At 55.4% G+C, this 19,395-nt stretch carries 19 protein-coding genes; 13 read left to right on the forward strand and 6 right to left on the reverse strand.

The window, feature by feature from the left end; all coding sequences use genetic code 11:
• Positions 1–13 precede the first annotated feature (13 nt).
• The 4 genes from L579_RS06230 (at position 14) to L579_RS06245 (ending at position 3,979) form a co-directional block, all read left to right on the forward strand.
• A complete protein-coding gene (locus L579_RS06230) occupies positions 14–520 on the forward strand; it encodes a TRAP transporter small permease (RefSeq protein ID WP_021183432.1) in 507 nt (168 codons plus the stop codon).
• Positions 521–535: 15 nt separating this feature from the next.
• A complete protein-coding gene (locus L579_RS06235; RefSeq protein ID WP_021183433.1) occupies positions 536–1,822 on the forward strand; it encodes a TRAP transporter large permease in 1,287 nt (428 codons plus the stop codon).
• A gap of 197 nt (positions 1,823–2,019) precedes the next feature.
• Positions 2,020–3,210, forward strand: a complete 1,191-nt coding sequence (gene metC, locus L579_RS06240; RefSeq protein ID WP_021183435.1) for a cystathionine beta-lyase — start codon at positions 2,020–2,022, stop codon at positions 3,208–3,210.
• A 106-nt stretch (positions 3,211–3,316) separates the two neighbouring features.
• A complete protein-coding gene (locus L579_RS06245) occupies positions 3,317–3,979 on the forward strand; it encodes a DedA family protein (protein WP_013510509.1) in 663 nt (220 codons plus the stop codon).
• On the opposite strand, the gene L579_RS06250 is transcribed toward L579_RS06245, so the two are convergent.
• Positions 3,974–4,900 carry an AraC family transcriptional regulator gene (locus L579_RS06250; RefSeq protein ID WP_021183436.1) on the reverse strand — a complete coding sequence of 309 codons (927 nt, stop codon included), beginning with the start codon at positions 4,898–4,900 and terminating at the stop codon, positions 3,974–3,976. The two genes, L579_RS06245 and L579_RS06250, sit on opposite strands and share 6 nt — an antisense overlap.
• 204 nt (positions 4,901–5,104) lie before the next feature.
• Here L579_RS06250 and dkgA point away from each other — a divergent pair, with 204 nt between their 5' ends.
• On the forward strand, positions 5,105–5,932 hold the full coding sequence (gene dkgA / locus L579_RS06255) for a 2,5-didehydrogluconate reductase DkgA (protein ID WP_021183437.1): 828 nt from the start codon (positions 5,105–5,107) through the stop codon (positions 5,930–5,932).
• A gap of 154 nt (positions 5,933–6,086) precedes the next feature.
• Here dkgA and ftsP read toward each other — a convergent pair whose 3' ends face one another.
• The 3 genes from ftsP to parC form a co-directional block, all read right to left on the reverse strand.
• Positions 6,087–7,517 (reverse strand): cell division protein FtsP, encoded by a 1,431-nt coding sequence (gene ftsP / locus L579_RS06260; RefSeq protein ID WP_021183438.1) that lies wholly within the window; start codon positions 7,515–7,517, stop codon positions 6,087–6,089.
• Positions 7,518–7,638: 121 nt separating this feature from the next.
• Positions 7,639–8,376, reverse strand: a complete 738-nt coding sequence (locus L579_RS06265; RefSeq protein WP_021183439.1) for a 1-acylglycerol-3-phosphate O-acyltransferase — start codon at positions 8,374–8,376, stop codon at positions 7,639–7,641.
• 49 nt (positions 8,377–8,425) lie between these two features.
• On the reverse strand, positions 8,426–10,696 hold the full coding sequence (parC, locus tag L579_RS06270; protein ID WP_021183440.1) for a DNA topoisomerase IV subunit A: 2,271 nt from the start codon (positions 10,694–10,696) through the stop codon (positions 8,426–8,428).
• A gap of 411 nt (positions 10,697–11,107) precedes the next feature.
• Between parC and L579_RS06275 the strand changes: the two genes are divergently transcribed.
• The 6 genes from L579_RS06275 to L579_RS06300 all read left to right on the forward strand — a co-directional run bounded on the left by L579_RS06275 (position 11,108) and on the right by L579_RS06300 (position 16,456).
• Complete coding sequence (locus L579_RS06275; protein ID WP_021183442.1) at positions 11,108–12,667, forward strand: BglG family transcription antiterminator; 1,560 nt, start codon at positions 11,108–11,110, stop codon at positions 12,665–12,667.
• Between the two features lie 18 nt (positions 12,668–12,685).
• Positions 12,686–13,156 carry a PTS sugar transporter subunit IIA gene (locus L579_RS06280; protein ID WP_021183443.1) on the forward strand — a complete coding sequence of 157 codons (471 nt, stop codon included), beginning with the start codon at positions 12,686–12,688 and terminating at the stop codon, positions 13,154–13,156.
• A gap of 22 nt (positions 13,157–13,178) precedes the next feature.
• Positions 13,179–13,493 (forward strand): PTS fructose transporter subunit IIB, encoded by a 315-nt coding sequence (locus tag L579_RS06285; RefSeq protein ID WP_013510517.1) that lies wholly within the window; start codon positions 13,179–13,181, stop codon positions 13,491–13,493.
• Positions 13,494–13,504: 11 nt separating this feature from the next.
• A complete protein-coding gene (locus L579_RS06290; protein ID WP_021183444.1) occupies positions 13,505–14,596 on the forward strand; it encodes a PTS fructose transporter subunit IIC in 1,092 nt (363 codons plus the stop codon).
• 9 nt (positions 14,597–14,605) lie between these two features.
• Positions 14,606–15,457 carry a class II fructose-bisphosphate aldolase gene (locus L579_RS06295; protein ID WP_021183445.1) on the forward strand — a complete coding sequence of 284 codons (852 nt, stop codon included), beginning with the start codon at positions 14,606–14,608 and terminating at the stop codon, positions 15,455–15,457.
• 135 nt (positions 15,458–15,592) lie between these two features.
• The gene (locus L579_RS06300; RefSeq protein WP_021183446.1) at positions 15,593–16,456 is read left to right on the forward strand and encodes a ketose-bisphosphate aldolase; all 864 of its coding nucleotides are present in this window, start codon (positions 15,593–15,595) and stop codon (positions 16,454–16,456) included.
• Between the two features lie 70 nt (positions 16,457–16,526).
• Here the strand turns inward: L579_RS06300 and L579_RS06305 are convergent, their stop codons facing one another.
• A complete protein-coding gene (locus L579_RS06305; protein WP_021183447.1) occupies positions 16,527–17,294 on the reverse strand; it encodes a transporter substrate-binding domain-containing protein in 768 nt (255 codons plus the stop codon).
• A gap of 153 nt (positions 17,295–17,447) precedes the next feature.
• On the opposite strand from L579_RS06305, the gene L579_RS06310 reads away from it, so the two are divergent.
• Both L579_RS06310 and L579_RS06315 read left to right on the forward strand, forming a co-directional pair.
• The gene (locus L579_RS06310) at positions 17,448–18,029 is read left to right on the forward strand and encodes an NAD(P)H-dependent oxidoreductase (RefSeq protein WP_021183448.1); all 582 of its coding nucleotides are present in this window, start codon (positions 17,448–17,450) and stop codon (positions 18,027–18,029) included.
• 31 nt (positions 18,030–18,060) lie between these two features.
• On the forward strand, positions 18,061–18,372 hold the full coding sequence (locus L579_RS06315) for a putative quinol monooxygenase (RefSeq protein WP_021183449.1): 312 nt from the start codon (positions 18,061–18,063) through the stop codon (positions 18,370–18,372).
• Between the two features lie 74 nt (positions 18,373–18,446).
• Here L579_RS06315 and L579_RS06320 read toward each other — a convergent pair whose 3' ends face one another.
• Positions 18,447–19,346: a LysR substrate-binding domain-containing protein gene (locus L579_RS06320; RefSeq protein WP_021183450.1), complete on the reverse strand. Its 900-nt coding sequence runs from the start codon at positions 19,344–19,346 to the stop codon at positions 18,447–18,449.
• Between the last annotated feature and the right edge of the window lie 49 nt (positions 19,347–19,395).

Consider the following 19,395-nt stretch of genomic DNA (forward strand, 5'->3'; position numbering starts at 1 on the left):
TCAGGATCCAATTATGAACGCATATTCCCGGTGGATGGATCGGTTGTACCTGCTGTGCATGTGGGTGGCGGCGGCAGCGTTGATGATCATGGTAGCGGTCATTCCCGTCGGCATCTTTGCGCGCTATGTATTGAACAGCGCGCTCTCATGGCCAGAGCCAGTTGCCATTATCTGTATGATCATTTTTACCTTTGTCGGCGCGCCGGTCGGCCTGCGAGCCGGCACCCATATTTGTGTCTCTATGTTGACCGATCGCTTGTCACCTGGCGGGCAAAAATGGGCGCTGCTGTTGTGTAACCTGCTGTTAATCGCCTTATGTGTGGTGCTGTTCCGCGCCAGCTACAACCTGTGTGCCGCGATGTGGATTCAGCCGCTGGCCTCACTGCCCAATGTCACCTATGGCGAAATGTATTTACCGATCCCGATTGGCACCGTTTTTACCCTGCTGTTTGCCCTGGAACGTCTGCTGAATGGCGACCAGAGCCAGCGCCCAATCGTCACGCTTGGCGGCACCCACTAACCTCGGAGCATCGTGATGGACGCATTCATCCTGATTGGCAGTCTGATTCTGTTGCTGTTGGTCGGCTTTCCGGTCGCTTTCGCGGTCGGGTTTAGCGCCTTTATCGGTGCCTGGTGGATTGACCTGCCGCTTGAAGCGGTGGTGATTCAGGTGACCAACGGCATCAATAAGTTTTCGTTACTCACCATCCCGTTCTTTATTCTGGCGGGCGCGATCATGGCTGAAGGCGGGATCGCCCGACGCCTGGTGAATTTTGCCTATATCTTCGTCGGCTTTATTCGTGGCGGCTTATCGCTGGTGAATATCGTCGCATCGACGTTTTTCGGTGCAATTTCCGGTTCTTCCGTGGCGGATACCGCCTCGATAGGCTCGGTAATGATCCCGCAAATGGAGGAGAAAGGTTATCCACGCGATTTTGCGGCGGCGGTGACCGCCAGCGGCTCGGTGCAGGCGGTGCTGACGCCACCCAGCCATAACTCGGTGATTTATTCGCTGGCAACGGGCGGCGTGGTGACCATTTCCTCGTTGTTTGTCGCCGGTATTTTTCCCGGTCTGCTGCTCGGAGCATGTCTGATGGTGATGTGTCTGGGATTTGCGCGCAAACGTGGGTATCCCAAAGGTGAAGCGATCCCGTTTCGCCAGGCGCTGAAGATCTTCTTTGATGCCTTCTGGGGGCTGTTCACCATCGTCATTATTCTCGGCGGCATTCTGTCCGGGATTTTCACCGCCTCGGAATCTGCGGCCATTGCCTGCCTGTGGGCATTCTTCGTCACCATGTTTATCTATCGTGACTTTAAGTGGAGCCAGTTGCACATCCTGCTGTTTCGCACCATCAAAACCGTCACCATCGTGATGGTGTTGATTGCCTTCGCGGCCGGTTTTGGCGCAGTGATGACCTTTATGCAACTGCCCACCGCGATTACCGAAGCCTTTACCAGCCTGTCGGACAACAAGTACGTGATCCTGATGTGTATTAACGTGCTGCTGCTGGTGATCGGTACGCTGATGGATATGGCACCGATCATCCTGATCCTGACGCCTGTGCTGCTGCCTGTCGCTACCTCACTCGGCGTGGATCCGGTGCATTTCGGCATGATCATGATGACCAATCTCGGTATCGGCCTGATCACGCCACCTGTCGGCACCGTGTTGTTCGTTGCCAGTGCGGTCAGTAAGCAGAAGATTGAACAGGTGGTCGGCGCGATGCTGCCGTTCTACTGCATGCTGTTTCTGGTGTTGATGTTAATCACGTATATCCCGGCGCTGTCGCTGTGGCTGCCACATATCATGGGAGTGATGTAAAGGTACGCCCGTAGCGGCGCGATTTATCGCGCGGTTTTTTCCTGCATTGCGCACGGGAATGAGCGATAAATCGCGCCGCTACGGATCACGCTTCGTTCAATGAAGGTGACTGTCTGATATTCCGTAATCAGGGGCAACGCACAGGAGCGATTCGTGTTAACGTGGTGGTTTTGTGAAATGCGGCAGGAAAGGCAGTGATGGCAACGAAAAAAATAGACACCACGCTGGTCAGCGCGGGACGCAGCAAACGTTACACTCAGGGTTCAGTCAACAGCGTGATTCAGCGTGCCTCATCGCTGGTGTTTGACACCGTCGCCGATAAAAAACGCGCCACCGCTGGGCGGGCGAAAGGCGAACTGTTTTATGGCCGTCGTGGCACCCTGACACACTTTTCCCTCCAGGATGCGATGACCGAACTGGAAGGCGGTGCCGGTTGCGTGCTCTATCCTTGTGGTGCTGCTGCGGTTGCCAACGCTATTCTTTCGTTTGTCGCCGCTGGCGATCATGTACTGATGAGTGGCGCGGTCTACGAACCGACTCAGGACTTCTGTACCAAAATCCTCAGCAAACTTCAGGTCACCACCACCTTTTTTGATCACTGCATTGGCAGCGAAATCAGCGCGTTGGTGCAACCCAATACCCGCGTGGTGTTCCTGGAATCCCCTGCATCTATCACCATGGAAGTGCAGGACATCCCGGCGATTGTCGCCGCAGTGCGCAGCAAAGCCCCTGATGCCATCATCATGCTCGATAATACCTGGGCGGCGGGCGTTTTGTTTAACGCTCTGGAGCATGGCGTCGATATTTCGATCCAGGCCGGGACCAAATACCTGATCGGTCACAGCGATGCGATGATCGGCACTGCCGTCGCTAACGCCCGCTGCTGGGATCAACTGCGTGAAAATTCCTACCTGATGGGCCAGATGGTGGACGCCGATACTGCCTATATGGCGAGCCGTGGTCTGCGCACGCTGGGTACGCGTCTGCGCCAGCATGAAGAGAGTGGTTTACAGGTGGCGGAGTGGCTGGCCGCTCGCCCGGAAGTGGCGCGCGTTAACCATCCGGCGCTGGCGCAGTGCAAGGGGCATGAATTCTGGCAGCGAGATTTTACCGGCAGTAGCGGCCTGTTTTCCTTCATCCTGCATGAGAAGCTGAGCGGCGAGCAGCTGGCGCACTATCTCGACGGTTTCCACCACTTCAGCATGGCCTACTCCTGGGGCGGTTATGAGTCGCTGATCCTCGCCAATCAACCGGAAGAGCTGGCTGAGATTCGCCCGGCAGGTGGCGTCGATTTTACCGGTACGCTGGTGCGGCTACATATTGGTCTGGAACACGTTGCCGACCTGATTGAGGATCTGCAAGCCGGGTTTGAGCGCCTGAAACGCTAAAATCTTCAACAAAGCCTCAACAAGCCTGATGCCGCGTGGCAGAGATCAACGTCTGCTGCTACGCAGGCCGTTAAAATAAAATCCTTGTGACTTGATGGAATAGCAGATGGGTGTTTTACATGAGATTGTCCAGGCGCTCTGGCATCAGGATTTTGCCGCGCTGGCCAATCCGGATGTGGTGTGGATTGTCTACGGTGTGATGTTTGTGACGCTGTTTCTGGAAAACGGTTTATTGCCAGCGTCTTTTCTGCCGGGCGACAGCTTGCTGCTGCTGGCTGGGGCGATGGTTGCCAAAGGTGTGATGGACTTTGTCCCGACCATGCTGATTTTGACCACCGCGGCCAGCCTTGGCTGCTGGCTGAGCTATCTTCAGGGACGCTGGCTGGGCAACACCAAAATTGTCAAAAGCTGGCTGATGCACCTGCCAGCCCAATATCACCAACGCGCCTGGCAGTTGTTTAACCGCCACGGGTTGATGGCGCTGCTGGTGGGTCGCTTTCTGGCGTTTGTGCGTACCCTGCTGCCAACCATGGCAGGCATTTCCGGTTTGCAGAACGGTCGTTTTCAGTTTTTTAACTGGCTGAGCGGCTGGCTGTGGGTATGCATTGTGGTGGCGTTCGGCTATGGCATCAGCCAGGTGCCGTTTATCAAACGCCATGAAGATCAGGTGATGGCGATTCTGATGCTGCTGCCGGTAGTTTTGTTGTTCGTCGGGCTGGCGGGCAGCATTCTGGTGATCTGGAAAAAAAGACGCCCGAAGGCGTCATAGAAGCTGCGCGGCGTCGGCGGTGGACTCAAACACCGTCTGACGCACGCGGCTTGCCTCCTCTCCCGGCGTGACGCCGAAATAACGCTTAAACTCGCGTGAAAACTGCGAAGGGCTTTCATACCCGACGCGTACCGCCGCGGCACTGGCACGCATCCCATCCTGTAACATCAACAGGCGCGCCTGATGCAGGCGATAGCGTTTCAGATACTGCAACGGCGAGGTTTGCGTTACGGCTTTAAAGTTGTGGTGGAACGCCGATACGCTCATGTTCACCTCTGCCGCCAGCGTCTCCACGCTAAGGTTTTCACTGAAATGACTTTCGATACGGCGCAACGCACGGGCGATCTGGCTAAATTGCGTCTGGCGGCTGATCAATGATAACAGCGCGCCGCCACAAGGCCCGGTCAGCACGTAGTAGATAATTTCCCGCACGATTTGCGGCCCGAGCACGCGCGCGTCACGCGGTTTACGCATCACATCCAGCAGACGCTCAGCGGCGCACAGCATCTCTTCACTGAGAAAAGCGGAATGAATGCCAGAGGTTTGCGGCTGCGGCTGAAAATCCTGATCGTCGCCAATCTCCATCAATAAATCCTGTAGGCTGGCGTTATCGACCGTCAGACACATTCCCGCCAGCGGCTCTTCTGGCGTCGCTTCGGTTTCACACTCCACCGGCAGCGGCACGGTGAGCATCAGGTATTTGGTGGCGTCATAATGGAACACCGTGCTGCCGAGATAGCCGGTTTTACGCCCCTGAAACAGAATGACAATGCCGGGCTGATACATCATCGGCGTGCGCGGCAACGGCTCGTCGGCGTAGATCAATCGCACGTTATCCAGCTGACATAGCGGCTGGCTACCAGGCTTCATCAGCGCAATCACCTGACGGGCAAGCTGACGGCAAAGCGTGTCATAAGGCATGGCATAGTCTCTCGCAGCAAAAAAGGCAGTTTGCCGCACCTCGGGCGAAAGCTCCAGTTTGCTGGAGAATCAGGCAAGATTCCGGCAGAAACAGACAGCACAAAAATGCCGCAGAGTTGCCACAATGAACCCGAGGCTAAGGTTTGTTGACTAGACTTAACCTCAGTGTTTCCGGTGAGTCACTGCGACAAATAAGGAGCAACTATGGCAGACCAACCACTGATTAAACTGCACGACGGCAATATGATGCCGCAGCTCGGGCTGGGTGTCTGGCAGGCAAGTATTGATGAAGCACGCAAAGCGGTATTAAAAGCGCTGGAGGTGGGCTATCGCTCTATCGATACGGCTTCCGCCTACAAAAACGAGGAGGCGATTGGTCAGGCGTTGCAGGAGACGGACGTGCCTCGCGAACAGGTTTTCGTCACCACCAAGCTGTGGAATGATGACCAGAAAAATGCGCAGCAGGCACTGGAAACCAGCCTGGAAAAACTCAAACTGGATCAGGTGGATCTTTACCTGATGCACTGGCCCTGTCCGTTTAAAGATCTGTACCTGAGTGCCTGGGAACAGATGATTAAGTTGCAGCAACAGGGGCTGACCAAAAGTATTGGGGTGTGTAATTTCAACGAAGCGCATCTGAAACGTCTGATGGATGAGACCGGGGTTTCCCCGGTGGTAAACCAGATAGAACTGCACCCGATGTTGCAGCAGCGCACCCTGCACGCGTGGAATGCCCTGCACCAAATCCAGACTGAGTCCTGGAGTCCGCTGGCGCAAGGCGGCCAGGGGGTGTTTGATCAGGAAGTGATCAAAAGCCTTGCGAAGAAATATGGCAAAACTCCGGCGCAAATCGTTATTCGCTGGCATCTGGACAGCGGGTTAGTGGTGATTCCGAAGTCTGTGACGCCGGCGCGTATTGAGGAGAACTTTAAGGTGTTTGATTTCCGGTTGGAAAAACCGGAGATCAGTGAGATCACCACGCTGGATATTGGTAAGCGGTTGGGACCGGATCCGGAGAAATTTGGCGGTTAGGTGCGCGCTATTGCCCTCACCCCGGCCCTCTCCCGCAAGCGGGAGAGGGAGGAAGTACCCGTGCACCTCTCAATCCCCTCTCCCGCTTGCCGGCTCGTGTACCTATCATTCCCCTCTCCCGCTTGCGGGAGAGGGTTAGGGTGAGGGAAAAAAATTACGCCGATGGATTAACCAATAACTGCCCCGCAGTACCGCGATCCGCCAGCTCCAGCGTTTGGCTGTAATAAACAAACGGGAAGTGATCCGACGAACTCTGCGTAAAGCTCACCAGCAATTCGACATCACCATCAACCCACACCGTATCCTTCCAGCCGCGATCTTCACCCATCGGCTGCGCGCCATTGACGCTTTTAATCAGGAACATCACGCCCTGAATATGCAGTGACTGCGGGCGGTCGGCATGCAGGATCCAGCGTTCAAAGCTGCCCTGCTGCGCGGTGGTATCAATACGCCCCATATTCCACAGCGCACCATTGATGCCCGGCATGCCATCGCCAATGCGGAATTCACGGGTACGTACCGCCGCACCATCCAGAATCTGATCCGCCAGCAGACGCATCGGCAGATTATCCGTCACCAAAGGCAGCAAACCGGTCGGCCGCAGCGTCAACACCAGGGTGTTGGCAAGAATCGATGAAGGTTCAAACAGCCCGCGCAAACGATCCATCAGACCCGCCGCAGTGCCTGCGGTGATCGACACGACATCACCCTGCGACATATCCACCAGCACTTCACGTCGTTCACCCGGAGCCAGCGACAGACGCTGCACCGCGACCGGCGCAGGCAAAAAGCCCTGATCGCTGGCGATCACCGTAAACGGACGATTATCGGAGAAAGCCAGATCGTAACGGCGTGAGTTAGACGCGTTCAACAGGCGTAAACGCACCCAACCGCGTGAAACCTCCACATAGGGATTTTGCACGCCATTGACCAGTAAGGTGTCGCCGAGAAAGCCGCCATCCTGCGGCGGGTCGTACACCGGGGTGGCAAAGTTGTCGAGACGCTTGTCCTGAATCACCAGCGGGAAATCATCCACACCGTAATGCTTTGGCAGCGGCAGCGTCTTGCTGACGTCATCTTCAATCAGCCACATCCCCGCCAGCCCGTTGTAGACATGCGGGGCCATACGGTTGGGGGTATTAGCGTGATACCACAGGGTCGCTGCTCCCTGACGAATTGGCAGCACGGGTGCCCAGTCAACACCCGCCGACATCATACGCGGCGCGCCACCCATCAGGGCGCCTGGCACCTGAAGACCACTCACCGTCATCGCCACCGGCTCATTGAGACGATTGCTGTAAATCAGTTTTACGTCGTCGCCGCTGTACACACGTACCGTCGGGCCAAGATACATGCCATTGATGCCCCAAACCGGCACTTTGTTGCTGTCGCCATTGAATGACCAGTGGCTACGCTGGAGCGTGAGAAAGAGTGGCTGACCGCGGCGTGATTCAATCAACGGCGGGACCGGAAGAGGTGTATCACCAGCGGGTGCGGAAGCGGCACGCGCGGTGTATGGCATAGCGCTGGTAGCAAGCGCAACACCGGCAGAAAGCTGAATAAACTGACGTCTGCTGCAAGACATAAAACTTCAGACCCTTTGAGCGTGGCGTGAGGACGCCGTCCATTTTTTCTAATTGCTATTGCTGTGCTGTCCCCCAAGCGGGGAGATGGCACGGGGCAGATTGCCTGCCCCGTGGGAACGGTCAGATTTTACCGTTTTTTTCACGCTCGGCGACTTCGGCGTTCAATTCTTCCAGCTTCGCCGACATTAATTCGCGGCAGTGGGTCGCCAGCTTACGTACTGAACTGTCGGCAAACGCGGCAGTGTCCACCGGGGGTAACATCTCAACAATCACCAGACCGTTGTTCCAGCGATTGAGTTTGATTTTGTCATGGGTGTTGGACACCACCACCGGGATGATGGGCACCCCTGCTGCCATAGCGGCATGAAACGCGCCCGTTTTAAACGGCAGCAAGCCACGTCCGCGGCTGCGCGTCCCTTCCGGGAACATCCAGAACGAAATGCGTTTCTTTTTAAACTGATCGATCAATTCACCAATGGTGCCATGTGCCTTGGCTCGATTATCACGGTCAATCAACAGGTTGCCCGCCAGCCAGTACAACTGACCAAAAAACGGGATCCACAACAGGCTTTTTTTGCCAACGGTCACCGTGGTGGGCTGCACAATTTTGGCTGCCGTGATCATGTCGAAGTTGTTCTGGTGGTTTGCGATATAAATGGCGTTGCCATAGCTCGCGGCATCGGCCGGTTTACGCAGTTCCACTTTGACACCAAACACCGATGATAAGCGACCAAACATGTGGCCAAAAGTGGCCACATGGCGCGGGTTACGCGGTGAAAACAGGCACCAAATACAACCAAACACACAGACCAGAATCGAATAGATGATTACAAAAATAGCCCGTAAAATTAGTAACATAGCTTCCTCAATAATGGCATACCCTTGCCTGCTTTATTATTTTGCAGGGTTATTCTTCACTCGCTTCGCTGTGGCGCGTTGGGGCATCCAGCTCAACACGGTCGATACGTTGCAAACCGCGTGGTAACAACGTACCACGACGACCACGATCGGCGCGGAACTTCTGCAACTCTTCGCTGCGCAGCACCAGCTTGCGCTTGCCTACATGTAAGGTAATCGCGCTGCCGGTCGGCAGAATCAGCAACCACACCAGCTTGTCACTACCCGCTGCGGCTTCTGCGGATGGGATAGAGATGATTTTGTTGCCCTTGCCTTTCGACATTTGTGGCAGCTCGCCCACCGGGAACATCAGCATGCGGCCGGCCTGAGTGATCGCCAGCAGCATGTCATCTTCGTGATTCACCGCCATCGGCGTCATCACTTTGGCGTTTTCCGGCAGCGTCAGCAGCGCTTTACCCGAACGGTTGCGCGACACCAGATCGGCAAAGGTACAGATAAAGCCATAACCCGCATCCGAAGCCATCAGCAGTTTCTGCTCATCCGGCTCCATCAGCACCTGCTCCATCACCGCACCCGGTGGCGGCGTCAGTTTGCCGGTTAACGGCTCGCCCTGACCACGCGCCGACGGCAGCGATGTCGGATCAAGGGTATAACTGCGGCCGGTGGAATCGATAAACGCCACCGGTTGATTGCTCTTACCTCGCGCGGCGGCCAGATAACTGTCCCCCGCTTTGTAGCTCAGACCGGCAGGGTCGATATCGTGGCCCTTGGCGCTACGTACCCACCCCATCTGCGACAGTACAATGGTGACCGGCTCGGCGCTCACCAGCTCAGTTTCGCTCAGCGCTTTGGCTTCTTCACGTTCACGCAGCGGTGAACGACGATCGTCGCCGTAGGTCTGGCTGTCAGCCTGCAACTCTTTCTTCAGCAGGTTGCTCATCTTGCGCTCAGAGGCGAGGATCGCCTGCAACTGATCGCGCTCTTTTTCCAGCTCTGCCTGCTCACCGCGAATCTTCATCTCTTCGAGTTTAGCGAGGTGGCGCAGTTTTAATTCCAGAATCGCTTCGGCCTGCGTCTCACTGATATCAAAGCGCGACATCAGCACCGCTTTCGGCTCGTCCTCGGTACGGATGATGTGGATCACTTCATCAATATTGAGGAACGCCACCAACAAACCTTCAAGGATATGCAGGCGACGCAACACGCGTTCCAGGCGGTAGTTCAGACGACGGGTGACGGTATCGCGACGATACACCAGCCATTCAGAGATAATTTCCAGCAGGTTTTTCACCGCCGGACGGTTATCCAGCCCGATCATGTTCAGGTTAACGCGGTAGCTTTTTTCCAGATCGGTGGTGGCAAACAGGTGGTTCATCACCTGATCCAGATCGACACGGTTAGAGCGTGGCACAATCACCAGACGGGTCGGGTTCTCGTGATCGGACTCGTCACGCAGATCCTCCACCATTGGCAGCTTTTTATTGCGCATCTGTGCAGCAATCTGCTCCAGCACGCGCGCCCCCGAAACCTGGTGCGGCAGCGCGGTGATGACCACTTCACCCTCTTCTTTTTTCCACACCGCGCGCTGGCGGATGGAGCCGCGACCGTTCTGGTAAATCTTACGAATCTCATCACGCGGGGTGATGATCTCGGCTTCGGTCGGGAAATCCGGTCCGTGCACGATATCCAGCAGTTCATCCAGCGTGGTGTTTGGCTTCTCGATCAGGGTGATCGCGGCCTGCGCTACTTCGCGAATGTTATGCGGCGGGATGTCGGTCGCCATACCTACGGCGATGCCGGTGGTGCCGTTCAGCAGGATGTTCGGCAGACGCGCCGGTAACATCTTCGGTTCCTGCAAGGTGCCGTCAAAGTTGGGGATAAAATCCGACGTGCCCTGGCCCAGCTCACTCAGCAGGATTTCGGCATATTTGGACAGGCGCGATTCGGTATAACGCATCGCGGCGAACGATTTCGGATCATCCGGCGCACCCCAGTTGCCCTGACCATCCACCAGCGGATAGCGGTAAGAGAACGGCTGTGCCATCAGCACCATCGCTTCATAACAGGCGCTGTCACCGTGCGGATGGTATTTACCCAACACGTCACCCACGGTACGTGCTGATTTCTTAAATTTGGCGCTGGCGTTCAGACCCAGCTCAGACATCGCGTAGACAATACGGCGCTGTACCGGCTTGAGGCCGTCACCGATATAGGGCAGCGCACGGTCCATGATCACGTACATGGAATAGTTCAGGTACGCGTTCTCTGTAAATTTGTGCAGGGCAAGACGCTCTGCACCATCCTGCGTCAATTCGCTCATTAAGCTTGCATCCTCACTTCGTGGCCCACGGCGGCGGGACATCCGGCGGTCGTTTGGCGAGGATAGTACCTTATTCCCGTGGCTTAGTCACAGGGGAAGCCATCTCTGACATCAGGAATCATGGTTGGAAAATAAATGTGAGGCAGATTAAAAAAACAAAATAGAATGCGATCAGGATCACAATGAATAATTCCAACGCGCTGTGATCACGATCCCAATTAATTTTCAGATAATCCAATTCGTATTAATCCTGTCCTCTTCGGAGGACAACATTTAGTATTGTTGCTTTCCCCGTCCTTTTCTAAATTCATACTCCATAAGAAAGATTTTTTGCGCTCCTGATTTCTGGCATCTGGAAAATATAAAAAACAACCTGACGGGAAACTGTTTTGCCAAAATAAAGGTGAACGAATGCAAATACTGACTTCGCGACAACACCGATTAGTGAAACTGCTGTTGCAGCAGGCCGCGCCGCAACCCTTGAAGCAACTGGCGCAACAGCTCGGCGTATCCGAAAAAACCATCTACCGTGACCTGCAATGGCTGGAAAACTGGCTGAACAACTGGGCGATGGTGCTGGAGAAAACCCCTGGCCGCGGCGTACGCTTGCGGGTTGATGATGTTCAGCAACGCCTGCAACTGGAACAACAACTGAATGGCGATGACAACAGCGAAGCGCTGAGCCACAACAGCCGTCGGGTAAAAATTGCCTCCCAGTTGCTGAGTGATGCACCACGCGAAACCTCAATCAGTAAGTTGTCCGAACGTTATTTTATCAGCCATGCCTCCATTGTTAATGACCTGAAGGTGATTGAAGAGTGGCTGCAACCGTTGGGATTGACGCTGGCGCGCGGCCCAGGCGGCACCCATATCGAGGGCAACGAACAGACGCTGCGTCAGGCGATGGTGTCGCTGATTAATGATGTGATGCAGCAAAACGTCGCCGGGACGCCCTTGCTGCCACGGCTTGATCCCGGCAGCCAGCAGGCACTGGTCCATTATTTTGGCGATGAGGATGTGGCCTTTGTCCAGGCGCTGCTGCAACAGATGGAGCAGCAACTGAGTTACCCGCTGGGCGATGCCTGGTATCTCAATCTGTGCACCCACATTTTGATCATGATGCACCGTATGGCGCAGGGGAACGTACTGGCGTTGCAGACCATGCTGGCGGCGCAGGATCTCGATAAGCGTATCCTGACCATCGCCCGACAGATGGTTACGCAGATTGAGGCACGTATCGGTTGTGCGCTACCCGCCGATGAAGTCGGTTTTATTTATCAATATATCGTCTCATCCGGCATTGTGGTGGAGGAACGTGGCGACCATGCGCCAATGCATAACCAATTTTCCACGGCGGAGTCGGTTAAAATAACCTGTGAATTAATTGATCGCTTCTCGGCCTTTATTCAGCAGGATTTATCTCAGGACCGTTTATTATTTGACGGGTTACTGGTGCATATTAAGCCTTTATTAAATCGCCTTAAATATCACATCCATATTCGTAATCCATTGCTGGATGATATTCAGCAGGAAATGAAAGAAATATTTTCACTGACACAACAGGCCATGCAACTGACCGCGCGCACGTTCGATCTCTCGCCAGTCGCCGATGACGAAATTGGTTACCTTTGCGTCCATTTTCAGGCCGCGCTGGAACGGCAAATTGCCCATAAACGCATTCTGGTGGTGTGCTCCAGCGGAGTGGGTACGTCGCATTTGCTGAAAAGTCGCATCCTGCGCGCCTTCCCGGACTGGGAAATCGCAGGCGTGGTATCAGCCAGCAACCACGCGGCATTTTGTCAGCGCGAAACGGTGGATTTGGTGATTACCACGATTCACCTCAACAGCGGTGCCATCCCCAGCGTGTATGTCAGTGCATTTTTTAACGATGACGATATCCGGCGGGTTACCGACGCCATGATTGGCAGCCAGCTGCCACAGGGGACGCGCTGCGTCCTGGCTGAACATTAATTGAATGAGGTCTGACTGATGGATATTTCTCGCATTCTGACGCCGCGCCGCGTCAATCTGGCCCTGACTGCCACCAGCAAAGAAGAAGTGATCAACGAGCTGACCGAGCTGCTGTATCAGGACGGCGCCATCAGCGATCGCGAGGCGTTTATCGCCGATGTCTGGCTGCGCGAAGCGGAAGGCTCGACCGGATTTGAAAACCATATCGCCATCCCGCACGGCAAGTCTGCCGCCGTGCGGCAAACCACCTTAGCCATTGGCCGCACCCAGCAGGATATTCCCTGGGAAACGCTCGATGGCAGCCAGGTGCGCTGCATCATCCTGTTCGCGGTGCGACTGGAAGATCAGAACACCACCCACATTCGCCTGTTGTCGCAGGTGGCCAGCGCGCTGGCCGATGATGAGGTGATTGCCCAACTGCTGGCGGAAAACGACCCCAGCAATATCATCCGGCTGTTTAGTCAGTACGCCGAAACCGACCTCTGTTAACCCAACTCCTCTGAGGTGACACATGAATATTGTCTGTGTAGCGGCCTGCACGGCAGGCATCGCGCATACCTATATCGCGCGCGAAAAACTGATTAAGGGCGCCCATGCACTGGGCCACACCATCCACGTCGAAACTCAGGGCACCATCGGCACCGAGACGGAACTGACGCGTGAAGCGATCGCCGCAGCCGATGTGGTGATCCTCGCCGTTGACGTCAAGATCAAAGGCGAAGAGCGCTTTCAGGGCAAACCTATCGTGAGGGTCAAAACCGAAGTGGTGATCAAGTCACCGGTGAAATTCCTCGAAAAAGTGGCGGATTCGCTGGCGCGTGCCTGAGGAGATCCATCATGAGTGACAACAAACGTCAGTACGGTCAGGAGATCAAAGGCCATCTGCTTACCGGTATCTCCTGGATGATCCCGCTGATCGTCGCTGCCGGGATCTGTATCGCCCTGGGCCAGGTGATCGGCGGGCCGGATGTCGGTAAGCAAACCGGCACCATCGCCTGGATGTTGAACCAGATCGGTGGCTGGGGGATGGGGCTGATCGTGCCGCTGATCAGCGCGGCTATCGCTTACTCGATTGCCGATCGTCCCGGTTTTGCCCCAGGTTTGATCGTCGGGTTTATTTGCGGCCAGATCGGCACCGGATTTATTGGTGGCATTCTCGGTGGCTTCCTCGTCGGTTATACCGTGTTGCTGCTACGCCGCACCATCAAACTGCCGCAATCAATGCAGGGACTGATGCCGATCATGGTGCTGCCGTTGCTGAGTACCATCATTGCCGGGCTGCTGATGATGACCTTTATCGGCCAGCCGATTGTCTGGTTGCAGAAGGCGCTGATTCATCTGCTGGAATCGATGCAGGGTGGCTCGAAGTTTGTCATGGGGGCGATTCTCGGTGCGATGGCGACCTTCGACTTTGGCGGTCCGATCAATAAAACCATGTCGCTGTTTGCCGACGGCATGCTGGTGGATGGCATTTACGGTCCAGAGGCGGTGAAATTTGTCGGCTCCATCATCCCTCCCTTCGGCATCACCCTCTCCTTCCTGCTGACACGGCATAAGTACACCAAAGCGGAGAAAGAGGCGCTGAAAGCCGCTTTCCCGATGGGTATCTGCATGATTACCGAAGGGGTGATCCCGATTGCGGCCCGTGACCTGTTGCGCGTGGTTGCCAGCTGTGTTGTCGCCTCGGCGATTGCTGGCGGGCTGATTATGGTGTGGGGCGTGGAAGCGCCGGTGCCGCATGGCGGGATGTTTGTGGTGCCGCTGTTTACCAAACCCTGGCTGTTCTGTCTGGCGCTCGGCATTGGCACCGTGGTGTGTGGCGTGATGCTGTCGCTGATGAAGAAAACCGTGACCCAGGCGGATGAAGAGTTCGACGATGTGGAAGCCCCTGGCGTCCGCGATGAAGAGATCAAATTCACACTGGAATAAGGAGCCACCATGTTTGCCATGATGAATGACCTGATTCAGGCAGCAGCGAAACAACAATACGCGGTGCTGGCGATTAACTGCTTCAACCTGGAAACCACACGGGCGGCGATTCAGGCCGCCGAACAACAGCGCGCACCGCTGATCCTCAATGTTTATCAGGGGCATAGCACGCATTTCCCACCTCAGCTTGCGGTGCCGCTGGTGCGGGCTTTGGCGGAAAGCGCCACGGTGCCGGTGGCGCTGGCACTTGACCACGGTAAAGCCTTCCCGCTGATTGGCCAGGCGTTTCGTGCCGGGTTTACCGGCCTGATGATCGATGCCTCATCTGAACCGCTGGCGGAGAACATTCGTCAGACCAGCCAGGTGGTGAAGATGGCGCATACCGCTGGGGTGTGCGTCGAGGGTGAGCTGGGCCATATCGCCGATGCCCCAACCTATGAACTGGCGGATGCCGCGGTGAAGATGACCCAGGTGGCCGACGTGCTGCCGTTCGTGGAGCAGACGCACATTGACCTGCTGGCGGTGTCGGTAGGTACGGCACATGGGCTATACCCGGCTGGCGTCAAACCGAAGATTGACTTCCAGCGTTTGCAGGAGTTGAACGCCGTGTCGCCCTTGCCACTGGCGTTGCATGGCGGATCGGGCACGCCGGCTGAGGATCTGCGCCGCGTCAGCCAGTTTGGCGTCGCCAAGATCAATGTTGGCGCAGCGGTATTTGATGCCGGTAAGAACGCCTTGCAACAGGCACTTAAACAACATCCCCACGCCGAGCTGGCAGATTTGCTCGGGCTGATGGAATCCGCCTGCCGCGAAGTGGTGGCCGAGTATCTGAGCTGGTCGGGGTCGGCCGGTAAGGTCTAATTACCGGGCACAGCATCGTAGCGGCGCGATTTATCGCGCAGGTTTACGGAAGACAGATTTCTTCCCAATTTTATTCATCATCGGGTCGGCGTTGCCGTCGGCCCTGACTAAACATCACCTTAAGGAAAACATAACATGTTGATTTCTATGAAAGAGATGTTGGCACCTACCCGTGAAAATCGTTTCGCCATTGGCGCATTTAATGTGGCGGATAGCTGCTTTATTCGCGCTGTGGTCGAGGAAGCTGAGGCGACTCAAACCCCGGCGATCATCTCCATCCATCCCAGCGAACTGGAATTCGTTACTGATGCATTTTTTGGCTACGTCCGTGAGCGCACGCTGAAAAGCACCGTCCCCTTCACCCTACACCTTGACCACGGTGCTTCCATCGCTCAGGTGCTGCGCGCTATCCAGTGCGGCTTTACCTCAGTGATGATCGACGGCTCGCTGTTACCCTATGAAGAGAACGTGGCGCTGACCAAAGAGGTAGTGAAACTGGCGCATGCCGTGGGCGTTTCCGTTGAGGGCGAACTGGGCACCATTGGCGATACCGGCACCACGGTAGAAGGCGGCGTGAGTAAGGTGATCTACACCGAACCAGCCCAGGCCGAGGATTTTGTCCAGCGAACCGGTGTTGATACCCTGGCGGTCGCGATTGGCACCGCGCACGGCATCTATCCGAAGGATATGAAGCCGGAGTTGCAGATGCATATTCTGCGCGACATTTCACAGCGTCTGAGCATTCCGCTGGTGCTGCATGGCGGCTCCGCCAACCCGGATGCGGAAATTGCCGAAGCAGTGACGCTGGGGGTAGGCAAAATCAATATCTCCAGCGATATGAAGTTCGCCTACTTCCAGAAAGTACGCGAAATTCTGGCGCGCGAAACCTGGTGGGATCCGAATGTGATCTACCCGGATGCGATTGCGGCAGCAAAAGAGGTGATTCGCTACAAAATGAACCTGTTTGGCGGATTGGGTAAAGCCAGTTTGTATCGTTAATTGCGCAATAAATTGCGCCGCTACGGATTTTGCAGGGTATGGTAGCGGCGCGATTTATCGTGCGGTTTGGTTATTTGATCACACCCAACCACTGCTCCGCGATACGCGCATAATCACCGGTGGCGGTACTGAGATGCAGCCACTGATCAACGTACTGTTTCCAGCTCATATCATCACGCGGGATCATGTACGCCTTCTCGCCATACTGCATCGGTTGATCCGGATTAAGTGCACAGAGCTGCGGATAGTGTTTCTGCTGGAACAAGGCTTCCGACGCATCAGTGATCATTACATCCGCTTTGTTATCCACCAGTTGCTGAAAAATGGTGACGTTATCGTGGAACAGCGTCAGCGAAGCGTTCGGCAGATGACTGTGCACAAAGGCTTCGTTAGTGCCGCCTGCCGGTTCAATCACCCGCACCTGCGGCTGGTTGATTTGTTCAATGGTTTGATACTTCGCTTTATCAGCGCAACGCACCAACGGGATTTTGCCATCCACCCCCAACGGTTGAGCGAACCAGGCAATTTGCTGGCGCTTCAGAGTGACTGACACGCCACCCAGCGCGATATCGCAATGCTGCGCGACAAAATCTTCGCTGAGGGTTTTCCATGTAGTGGGTACCCATTGCACTTTGGCACCGAGACTTTCCGCCAGCGACTGCGCCATGCTGATATCTAACCCTTCATACTGCCCGTCACTGCGCAAATAGCTATACGGTTTGTAATCCCCGGTGGTACAGACTTTGAGCGTTTTGCTTTCGCGTACCTGATCAAGGTGAGATTGCGCCTGAGCGACGCCGCTGACCAGAAGTAACGCACTGAATAACATGGTTTTCATTTTTCTTCTCTGTTTTGTGTTTGCATTCCAATTGTTCCACACGCTGGCGCATTATTGCGTTAAAAGCAAAAGTCTTGTGATCTGACACGCATTTTTCTGCCTGGTCCGCGCGCGTAGAGTGAGCGTTAATTTCTCATAAGGAGCGCATGCAGCATGAGCAAAATTTTGATTATCGACGGTGGTAAAACCTTCGCCCATTCGAAAGGGGAACTGAACCATACGCTAACCGAGGTGGCAGCCAGCCTGCTGCGCGATTTGGGCCATGAGGTCGATATCACGGTGGCGGATAGCCACTACGTAGTGGCCGATGAAGTCCAAAAATATCTCGCCAGCGATGTGGTGATTTATCAAATGCCGGGCTGGTGGATGGGTGAACCCTGGACGGTAAAAAAATATATCGATGACGTGTTTACCGAAGGTCATGGCTCACTCTACGCCAGCGATGGCCGTAGCCGCTCAGACGACAGCAAAAAATACGGCTCCGGCGGTTTGATCCAGGGTAAAAAATATATGCTGTCGCTGACCTGGAATGCGCCACTGGAAGCCTTTACCGATCCTGAGCAGTTCTTCGAAGGGGTTGGCGTTGATGGTGTGTATCTGCATTTCCATAAGGCCAATCAGTTCCTCGGTATGACCGGGCTGCCGACCTTTATTTGTAATGACGTGATTAAACAACCAGATGTGCCACGCGACATCGCACGTTATCGGACTCATCTCAGCCAAATTTTTGCTTAACTGTAAACACCACAGGAAAAAAGGACATCTCATGCTGACTGTCGTTGCAGAAATTTGTATCAAGCCAGGACGTCGTGCCACGGTACTGGAGGCGATTCATCGCCTGATCCCCACCGTGTTGCAGGAAGAGGGTTGCCACCAATATGACGCGCTGGTGGATCATCAGGCGCAGGTACCGTGGAAGCACAATTCACCCGATTCGATCTTTATGCTGGAGCAGTGGGATTCGCTGCGTCATCTGGAGCAACATCAACAGATGCCGCACATGGATGCGCACCGCGCCACCATCAAAGATGATGTGGTGGATGTGAAGATTTTGGTGCTGGAAGCGGCAGCGTCGTAATTCTCCCGTAGCGGCGCGATTTATCGCGCAATTTCGTGCGCGATGCCGTAAAAGCCGCGCGATAAATCGCGCCGCTACAGTAAGCCTTTCTCTTCGATTTGTTCGCGCAAAAAATCCAGAAAACAGCTAATCCGTGAGGCCAGCGACTGATTGCGGTAGTACACCGCGTGAATCGGCAGCCGCAGTTCACGCGTTTCCGCTTCCAGCACCTGTACCAGCCTGCCACTGACGCGGTCGCCGCGACTGACAAAATCGGATAATCGCACGATGCCCTGACCGGCCAGCGCCAGTTGACGCAGGGTTTCACCGCTCGATGCCGACAGCGTGGGTTTGACGCGCAGAAATTCGCCTTCCTGCTGCCACACCGGCCAGACATTGTGCGCCTCCAACTGGCTGAACCCCAGCAGTTGATGATCGTGCAGACTGGCTACCGTCTCCGGCATGCCGTGTTTTGCCAGATAAGCCGGGCTGGCCAGCAGGCGGATCGCGCTGCTGCCCAGTACCCGCGCACGCAGCGAGGAATCACGTAATTCGCCGACACGAATCGCGATATCGGTTTGCTGCTCCAGCAGATCAATCACGATATCGTCGGTATTCAGTTCCAGCTGAATCTGCGGGAAACGCTGACGAAAGGCGTCCACCAGCGGCACAATCACATGCAACATAAAGGGAGCGGCCGCGTTGACGCGTAAACGCCCGGCGGGAACATCACGTCGTTGGGCGATTTGTTCCTCCGCCAGCTCCACGGAGGCGAGGATCTGGCGCGCATGTTCGAGGAAGATTTGCCCCTCTTCCGTTAACGCCAGACGACGCGTGGTACGATGCAGCAGCGTGGTTTCGAGCTTGCTCTCAAGACGACTCAGTGCCCGGCTGATACCGGAACTGGTCTGTTGCAGTTGCTCAGCGGCGCTGGTAATTGACCCGGTATCCACCACCGTAACCCAGGCGCGTAGTTCTTCCAGCGTGATCTTCACACGTTACTTCCTTTCAGCGTTGCCGATAAAAAAGGGCGCCGCAGCGCCC

The sequence above is a fragment of the Pantoea sp. AS-PWVM4 genome, assembly GCF_000468095.1.
Classification (GTDB): domain Bacteria; phylum Pseudomonadota; class Gammaproteobacteria; order Enterobacterales; family Enterobacteriaceae; genus Pantoea; species Pantoea phytobeneficialis.

Coding starts and splice junctions, on each gene's coding strand:
- parC (WP_021183440.1), bottom strand. CDS start 10,696: ATGAGCGAATTGACGCAGGATGGTGCAGAGCGTCTTGCCCTGCACAAA.
- L579_RS06310 (WP_021183448.1), top strand. CDS start 17,448: ATGAGCAAAATTTTGATTATCGACGGTGGTAAAACCTTCGCCCATTCG.
- dkgA (WP_021183437.1), top strand. CDS start 5,105: ATGGCAGACCAACCACTGATTAAACTGCACGACGGCAATATGATGCCG.
- L579_RS06280 (WP_021183443.1), top strand. CDS start 12,686: ATGGATATTTCTCGCATTCTGACGCCGCGCCGCGTCAATCTGGCCCTG.
- ftsP (WP_021183438.1), bottom strand. CDS start 7,517: ATGTCTTGCAGCAGACGTCAGTTTATTCAGCTTTCTGCCGGTGTTGCG.
- L579_RS06295 (WP_021183445.1), top strand. CDS start 14,606: ATGTTTGCCATGATGAATGACCTGATTCAGGCAGCAGCGAAACAACAA.
- L579_RS06285 (WP_013510517.1), top strand. CDS start 13,179: ATGAATATTGTCTGTGTAGCGGCCTGCACGGCAGGCATCGCGCATACC.
- metC (WP_021183435.1), top strand. CDS start 2,020: ATGGCAACGAAAAAAATAGACACCACGCTGGTCAGCGCGGGACGCAGC.
- L579_RS06290 (WP_021183444.1), top strand. CDS start 13,505: ATGAGTGACAACAAACGTCAGTACGGTCAGGAGATCAAAGGCCATCTG.
- L579_RS06265 (WP_021183439.1), bottom strand. CDS start 8,376: ATGTTACTAATTTTACGGGCTATTTTTGTAATCATCTATTCGATTCTG.
- L579_RS06300 (WP_021183446.1), top strand. CDS start 15,593: ATGTTGATTTCTATGAAAGAGATGTTGGCACCTACCCGTGAAAATCGT.
- L579_RS06230 (WP_021183432.1), top strand. CDS start 14: ATGAACGCATATTCCCGGTGGATGGATCGGTTGTACCTGCTGTGCATG.
- L579_RS06235 (WP_021183433.1), top strand. CDS start 536: ATGGACGCATTCATCCTGATTGGCAGTCTGATTCTGTTGCTGTTGGTC.
- L579_RS06315 (WP_021183449.1), top strand. CDS start 18,061: ATGCTGACTGTCGTTGCAGAAATTTGTATCAAGCCAGGACGTCGTGCC.
- L579_RS06305 (WP_021183447.1), bottom strand. CDS start 17,294: ATGAAAACCATGTTATTCAGTGCGTTACTTCTGGTCAGCGGCGTCGCT.
- L579_RS06275 (WP_021183442.1), top strand. CDS start 11,108: ATGCAAATACTGACTTCGCGACAACACCGATTAGTGAAACTGCTGTTG.
- L579_RS06250 (WP_021183436.1), bottom strand. CDS start 4,900: ATGCCTTATGACACGCTTTGCCGTCAGCTTGCCCGTCAGGTGATTGCG.
- L579_RS06245 (WP_013510509.1), top strand. CDS start 3,317: ATGGGTGTTTTACATGAGATTGTCCAGGCGCTCTGGCATCAGGATTTT.